7 protein-coding genes are annotated in these 7272 nt (G+C 71.6%); 4 read left to right on the forward strand and 3 right to left on the reverse strand.

The features are described from left to right. Nucleotides 1-249: 249 nt before the first annotated feature. On the reverse strand, nucleotides 250-882 hold the full coding sequence (locus tag VG276_19540; GenBank protein HEV8651526.1) for a transposase: 633 nt from the start codon (nucleotides 880-882) through the stop codon (nucleotides 250-252). A gap of 231 nt (nucleotides 883-1113) precedes the next feature. Between VG276_19540 and VG276_19545 the strand changes: the two genes are divergently transcribed. The 3 genes from VG276_19545 to VG276_19555 all read left to right on the forward strand — a co-directional run bounded on the left by VG276_19545 (nucleotide 1114) and on the right by VG276_19555 (nucleotide 3203). Next, nucleotides 1114-1731, forward strand: coding sequence for a transposase (locus tag VG276_19545; GenBank protein ID HEV8651527.1), 618 nt, complete (start codon nucleotides 1114-1116; stop codon nucleotides 1729-1731). A gap of 99 nt (nucleotides 1732-1830) precedes the next feature. Next, nucleotides 1831-2970: an epoxide hydrolase gene (locus tag VG276_19550; GenBank protein ID HEV8651528.1), complete on the forward strand. Its 1140-nt coding sequence runs from the start codon at nucleotides 1831-1833 to the stop codon at nucleotides 2968-2970. Beyond that, nucleotides 2967-3203 (forward strand): transporter associated domain-containing protein, encoded by a 237-nt coding sequence (locus VG276_19555; protein HEV8651529.1) that lies wholly within the window; start codon nucleotides 2967-2969, stop codon nucleotides 3201-3203. Before VG276_19550 ends, VG276_19555 begins: the two co-directional genes overlap by 4 nt. Before the next feature lie 63 nt (nucleotides 3204-3266). Here VG276_19555 and VG276_19560 read toward each other — a convergent pair whose 3' ends face one another. After that, nucleotides 3267-4361: a DUF1963 domain-containing protein gene (locus VG276_19560; GenBank protein ID HEV8651530.1), complete on the reverse strand. Its 1095-nt coding sequence runs from the start codon at nucleotides 4359-4361 to the stop codon at nucleotides 3267-3269. Between the two features lie 191 nt (nucleotides 4362-4552). Between VG276_19560 and VG276_19565 the strand changes: the two genes are divergently transcribed. Then, on the forward strand, nucleotides 4553-5491 hold the full coding sequence (locus tag VG276_19565; protein ID HEV8651531.1) for a transposase: 939 nt from the start codon (nucleotides 4553-4555) through the stop codon (nucleotides 5489-5491). A gap of 1080 nt (nucleotides 5492-6571) precedes the next feature. Here VG276_19565 and VG276_19570 read toward each other — a convergent pair. Continuing rightward, nucleotides 6572-7165 (reverse strand): recombinase family protein, encoded by a 594-nt coding sequence (locus VG276_19570; protein ID HEV8651532.1) that lies wholly within the window; start codon nucleotides 7163-7165, stop codon nucleotides 6572-6574. Between the last annotated feature and the right edge of the window lie 107 nt (nucleotides 7166-7272).

A 7272-nucleotide genomic window follows, 5' to 3' on the forward strand; every position in this document is an offset into this window, starting at 1 on the left:
CGTCTCCGACGCGCTCGGCTTCGACCTCATGGACGAGGAGGGGTACCGGCGGGGGGCACGGAACCAGCTCAGGTTCGGGTACAAGCTCCCGGCACCCCTCAGGCTGTTGGCCCGTAACCCGGCCTGGTAGGCCCCGGACTCTCGAACCTGACCCGAGCCCCAAGGTAGCGGCAGGGCTCGGCTGGCGTGTGGGAAAGGTCCGCACCCGGGCAGGCAGTCTCGCTGACCTCGATCGACCGTGTGATTCGGTCAGCAGCGCAGCGGCAGGGCCCACAGTCGGGTGAACGCTCTGACCAGCGCGGTTGCCCAAGGCCAGGCACGATCGATGCGGACGATGACGCGGCGGGCGTGGTGGACGATCCGGCCGGCGGTATGCCACAGCCGGTAACGCAGCGTCTTGGGCTCGGCGACCCTGAGCTCGGGGTCGTCCAAGAGCAGTGCCTGCGCCCAGCAGACCAGGGTCTGGGCGATCATGACCAGGGTGAGCCAGGCGTCGTTGGCGCCAAAGCCCCAGAAGGGCAGGTTCCGCAGGCCGGTGGCCTTGGCGCCGCGGATGCGGTCCTCGACGTGGGCGTGGGGGCGGTGGCGGGCCTCCAGGACGGCAGGGTCGGGGTCGGGCTGGTTGGTGATGAAGACCTGGAAGCGGTGGCCGGCGGCGTCGGTGAAGGCCAGCTTGTGCGCCGCGCCGGGATGGGGCCGCTCGCGGCGGCAGATCGCCCGGATGCCCGCCGGCCAGCCGGCAGCGGCAAGGTCCAGGTCCGAAAGCTCGGCGGTCCAGGCGCCGCGGCGGGGCCGCCCGTCGGGGTCCAGGGCGGGGGTGAAGGCCTGCTCGGGCAGCCCGAGGATCGCTTGCTGGACGCGCTGGTCGCAGTTGAACCCGATCGAAACGCCAGGTTGCGGCGGGCCAGCCCGCCGGTGAAGGCGTGGGTCGCGCCGGCGGAGTCGGCTCGGACTAGGATCGGCTGGTCCCGCAGCGGCTTGGGCAGTGCCAGCAGGGCCATCGCCAGCACATCCAGGTGATCGGCGGCGGTGTTGGCCCTGCGTTGCCGGGCCGCAAGATCACCGCGAGCGCCTCGCCGGTGCCATCGCCGCGGTCCAGCCAGCAACCCAGCGGTGTGCACCCGGCTGGTCGGTGACCTTGCCGAGCGTGGCCTGGACGCCTCCAAGGGGGTGCTGGTGGTGGTCGACGGCGGAAGAGCGCTGGACAAGGCCATCCGCGCGGTGTTCGGCGCCAACGCCCTCGTCCAGCGCTGCCGCCGGCACACCGAACGCAACGGCACCGACCACCTGCCCGAGCCGGAGCGGCCCCTGGTCGGGCGGCGGCCGCGCGCCGCCTGGCAGCTGGGCGACGCCGACCAGGCCCGCGCCGAGCTGGAGCGGCTGGCCCGCAGCCTGGCCCGCCAGCGGCCCGGCGCGGCCGCCTCCCTGCGCGAGGGGCTGGAGCTGACCCTGACGTCAGCTGCCTGGGCGTCGGCGGGTCGCTGCTGGGAGACCGTGGCGTCCACCAGCCCGGTGGCGTCGATGATCGAGATCGTCTGCGACCACGCCACCCCGGGTGAAGCGCTGGTCGTCTGGGGAGATGGCGCTGCGGTGGGCGGCGGCGGGGATGCTGGCCGCCGAGGGCCAGTTCCGCCGCTCAAGGGTTACCGGGAGCTGCCCCGCCTGGCCGCTGTGTTGGAACGCGCCACCGCCGCCGAGCCGGGCCTGGTCGACCTGGCTGTCGGTGCCTGACCGTAGGATCTGCCATCCAGGCGCACCGACATCCCAATGGGTGAGCGGCGCATCCTCCCAGCTCCAGCGTTGGACTCGAAGCTGACATTGGAGACCACCATGCAGAAGCAGCACACCAACGAGGTCCGGTCGTTCCGGATCGACGTCCCACAGGCGGACCTGGACGACCTTCGGGACCGGATGGACCGGGTCCGCTGGGCCGAGGAGCTGCCCGGTGTCGGCTGGGACTACGGCGTCCCGGTCGCCTACGTCAAGGAGCTGGTCGAGTACTGGCGCGCCGGGTATGACTGGCGCGCGTGGGAGGCCACGCTCAACCAGCACCCGCAGTTCACCACCCAGATCGACGGGCAGCGCATCCATTTCCTGTACGTGCCCTCGCCCGAGCCGAACGCGCTGCCGCTGCTGCTCACCCACGGCTGGCCGGGCTCGGTCGCGGAGTTCCTGGACGTGATCGGCCCGCTCACCAACCCCGGCGCGCACGGCGGCGACCCGGCGGCCGCGTTCGACCTGGTGATCCCCTCGCTGCCCGGGTATGGGTTCTCGGGGCCGACCACGCAGCGGGGCTGGGACACCCGCCGGGTCGCCACAGCGTGGGCGGCGCTGATGCGGCGCCTGGGGTATGGCCGCTACGGCGCCGCCGGCAACGACTGGGGCACCGACGTCTCGCTCGAGCTTGGCCGCGTCGCTCCCGAGTCCGTGGTCGGGGTGCATGTCACGCAGATCTTCTCGCTGCCCACCGGCGCCCCCGGTGAGCTTGCGGGGATGGCCGCCGACGAGCTGGCGGCGATGGCGGACCTGCGCTGGGTCGGCGAGCACATCGGCGCCTACGACCAGCTGCAGTCCCAGCAGCCGCAGACGCTGGCCCACGCGCTGGCCGACTCACCGGTTGGGCTGCTGGGCTGGCACAGCCAGATCTTTAGGGGCGGGGTCGACGCCGACTTCGTGCTCACCAACGTGATGCTCTACTGGCTGACCGGGACGGCCGCCTCGGCGATGCGGCTCTACTACGAGGCCGACAAGGCCAAGCATCCCACCGAGCCGACCACGGTGCCGGTCGGCCTGGCCCAGTTTGGCGATGACTTCAAGTCGATCCGGCGCTTCGCCGAGCGCGACCACCACAACATCGTCTCCTGGAACGTCTATGACCGCCCCGGCCACTTCGCCGCCCACCAGTCGCCAGACCTGCTGGTCGGCGACATCCGCGAGTTCTTTCGACGGCTGCGGGGACAGGCTGCCTGACCCGGCCGTCGGCGCCTGACGACAGGAATGGAGGCCCCACCGAAACCCAACAGCGAGCGGGACATGCTCGCCGCGAGCCCGACGGGTCGGTGGTGCTACCGGGCTCGTTCCCCATGCACGACCTCGCCGACCTTGGGATCTCGCTGCCCGAAGGGCCGTACGCGACCGTGGCAGGACTCGCCCTGCAACGCTTCGGACGCGTTCCCAGCGTCGGTGAGGCGATCGAGGAGTGAAACGACGTCTTATCTTGTGATTTAACCCGGCAGTCGCCTTCACCGGCAGGTGATCCGCGGTCGTCACATGGCCTGCATCGTGCCGGCCAATGGACGGTCCGCGCAGCCGGTGCAGGTGAACAGGTACAGCGAGCCGACGTCGCCAAGCATGATCCCGTGGGGCGCCCAGCAGTCGCGGTCGATGAGGAGCCGTCGTCCGGTGATCGTGGGGTCGTCCCGATCCTCCAGCGGCAGCCAGCGGCGGCCCAGCGTTGCGATCTCGAACTCGTCGCTGGCGATGGTCAGCAGGTGGTGCATGCGCAGCCCGCAGCGGCACTGCGGCCACCATGGGCCCTGAACCCAGCGGGGGTGGCCGCCGACCTTGGTCCCTGGCGCGGTCGACAGCGCATTCCAGTACGAATACGGGAGGTCGGGCTGCTGGTCCCACCGGTGGAGCTGCTCGGCCAGCGCGTCGGGCAGGTCGGAGGAATACGGCCACTCAGAATGTGGATACTCGACGATCCGCTCGGCGTGCAGCACGCACGGCAACGGCACGTACTCCTGCGGTGCCAGGTCGGGGAACAGCCCGTCGAACCGGGGAGCCGGCGGGCTGGCCAGCGGCTGGGCCACCGCGGCCGCCGGCCGCCAGACCGTCACCGGATGGGGGCCATGCCACGGCTCGGCATGCCAGTTCGGACACCACAACAGCTGCAACAGATCGGTCTGGCCGGGGAACGGCAGCTCCGGGATGTCACGGGCGTACAGCTGCAGCACCGGGATCAGCGCGGCCGGGTCCTGGTGCGGCTGCGGCTCAAGGAAGACGCGGTCCCCAGCCACCAGGTCGATCGTGCCGCCCGCGGCGATCCTGATCCGCTCGTCGTACTCCTCCATGGTTTCCTCACCGACTCGCCGCCCGCCGTCGTGGGTGGTGTCGTGGACCTGGCGGAGGCGTTGCAGGTCCTCAGGCGCGATCGGCTCGCGGCGTTCGGTCACCAACCAGCCGTCGCACATCGGCCAGGGCTCCTCGGCCGGCCACAGCAGCGGCCCGCCAAGCGAGCTGTCACCGCTGCCCGGCGTGCCGGCGCGTGGATGCAGACGAACCGCCCGCCGGCCGAGTGGGCCAAGCTCGGGAAAGACCGCGGTGATGTCCAGCGGCGGTGGTGGCGTGGTCCGGACCATCGCAGCCGCCCTCCCAGTGGTAGGAGCCTGTCTGGGGTGGTCGACCGCGAGGATGGTAGCGCCAGGCGGTGCCAGTCAAGCCACGCCATCCAAGCCCAGGCACAGGCAGGCGCGCCTGGAGCATGACTCGGCAGGGGTGTTTGCGCAGCTCAGCTTGCCTGTGACGGTCGTGGCTGTCAGGCTGTGCGGCCATGCCGACGCCATCTTTCCCCCTCGCGCGGCTCGGCGCGTTCCGGACCGAGCTGCACGCCTGCTGCACCCGCCGCGGCGACGCCCTGTTCGAGCTGGGCGACGCGTTGCTGAGCGCCGACAGCTTCCTGTCGCTGCCGCACCTGAGCCTGGAGCCGACCCACCGGCGCGGCTGGGGCAGCGCCTACGACGCGCTGGCCAGTGGCCGCATCGATACCGAGCGGCTCCGCGACCTGCTGGTCAACAGCCTGCCAGACGCCGACCCGCTGGTCTTCGCGGTCGACGTGACCACCTGGCCGCGCTGCGACGCCGAGTGCTCGCCCCAGCGCGACTACTACTACCATCCCTCGCGCCACTCGGCCGGCCAGCCGATCATCGCCGGCTGGGCCTACCAGTGGGTCTGCCAGCTCAGCTTCGACCGTGACTCCTGGACCGCCCCGGTCGATGCCCGCCGTCTGCATCCCTTGGACGACACCGACCAGACCGCCGCAGCGCAGGTCCGCGCGCTGCTTAGACGCCTGCCGGCCGCCGGGCCGATCCCCCTGGTTGTGTTCGACGGCGGTTACGACTCCGCCCAGCTGTCCCTCGACCTCGCCGAGGCGCCTGTTGTGGTGCTGGTGCGGCTGCGATCCGATCGCTGTTTCTACGCCGACCCGCCACCACCGTCACCCGGCAAGGTCGGTCGGCCTCGCCGCCACGGTGCCAAGTTCAACCTGGCCGACCCGGCCACCTGGCCGCCGCCTTCCGCCACCCTGATCGCTCAGGACGACCAGTACGGCACCGTGACCGTCAACGCCTGGACTGGGCTGCACCCCAAGCAGCAGCGCCACCCCGATCACGGCAGCCGCGCACCCCGGCCGATCGTGCGCGGCACGATCATCCGCGTGCAGGTCCAGCGCGTCCCCGCGAAGACCCGGCCGCCGAAGGTGCTGTGGCTGTGATGGGCGGGCCCTGGCACCTGCGATCTTGACCTGGCGTGGCGGGCCTACGTTCGCAGGTTCGACATCGAAATAGTCTGTACGCAAGTGACAAAACCGGGTCTTGGTGCTGGCTGGGGTGGTCGGGATCACGTAGCGGATCTCCACCTGGCCGTCGGTGACCAGCACCCGGTCGATCAGCAGCTCCACCAGCTGGCGGCGCTGCTCGAAGCCAGCCTGGTCAAGGCCCACCCGCAGCTGCTGCAGCACCTGGGTCATCGACTGGATGATCGCGCTCACCTCGGCCAGCCGCTCGCCTTGGGCGGCGACCTCCCGCTCGCGGGCCAGCAGATCGGCCTCCTGCCCGGCAAGGGTCCGGTCTTGGCGTTGGAAGGCATCAAGGTCGATCACCTCGGCCAGGTAGGCGTCCAGCAGGCGCTGGCGCCGGCGGGCCACGCTGGCCCGCACGCTGCGCAGGGTCGCCTGCCGGCGGCGCAGCTCCTGGGGCACCCAGGCGCCGCTGTGGGCGCGCTCCAAGGCCTGGGCGACCAGCTGCGGCTGCTCCAGGACCGCGCACAGATCCGCCCACACCAGCTCGTCGAGCTGGCCGGCGGGGATGAACCGCGCCGGGCAGCAGCTGGGGCGGCCGGAGCTGACCTTGGCCAGCTTGCCGCGGCAGCGGTAGGAGCGATAGCGGGTGTCGGTGGCGGTGCGGGTGACCCCGCTGCAGCGCAGCCGGCAGACCCCGCAGCTGAGGGAGCCCGCGCAGCAGGTAGGGGTGGGTGGTGGGGCGCCGGGCGCTGCGCTGGTTGGCGGCCAACCGCTGGGTGACCAGCTCGAACTGCTCGGCCGACACCAGCGCCGGGACCGGCACGGTGATCCACTCCTGGGGTGGGTGCGCCCGGGTGCTCACGCCCTTGCCGACCGGTGCCAGCGCCGACCAGCGGCGCCGGGCTGGGGTGGTGCGCAGCCGGCCGCTGGCCGCCTCGCCCTTGGAGGCCGGGTTGGTCAACAGCTGCCGGACGGTGGTCGCCCGCCACACCGGCTTGCCGGTCGGGGTCGGCACCCGCCGCGCTGTCAGCTGCGCGGCCAGGCCGTGCAGGGTCACCCCGCCAGCCGCATACGCGGCGAACAGCTCCTGCACGATGACGGCGGCGACCGGGTCGACCTGCGCAGCGGCCGGGTCGCGCGGCCGCTGGGGGTGCAGCCGATACCCCAAAGGGCGCCCGCGTCCACGGCAGCAGCTGCCCGCTGCGCAGCCGTGCCTGCCGGCCGCGTCGCATCCGATCGGCGATCAAGGTCCGCTCGTACACAGGCGACCGCACCGCGGATCTGGGTGACCAACTGCTCATGCGGATCGTCTGTGAGCGGCCGATCGCAGAACACCACCCGCACGCCGCGGCGTTCCAGTTCCTCCCCCACCACCATCTGGTGGGTGAAGTTGCGGGCCAGGCGATCCGGCGCAGTCACCAGCACGACGTCGAACGCCGCCCGCGCTGCATGGTCGCGAAGTGCGTCCAGGCCGGGACGGTCCAGCTTGGCGCCGCTGTAGCCGTCATCGCGAAAGACGTGCTCTTCGCCGACGGTCCACCCCTGGTGCGCCGCGACGTAGCTGTGGAGCTGGGTGACTTGCTGCTCGATGGTTTGGGCCTGCTGCTGCCGGTCGGTGGACACGCGCACATACAACGCCACTCGCATCGGTCGCCCCTTCCTGCTCTGCTCCCGCCGCCGGCGCCGCCCAGCGCAACACGAGCTGGTACGCCCGGTCCCACCGGTCCTGCCCATCCGGTTGCTCGCTGGTCTCC

Source organism: Actinomycetes bacterium, from assembly GCA_036000965.1.
GTDB lineage: Bacteria > Actinomycetota > CALGFH01 > CALGFH01 > CALGFH01 > DASYUT01.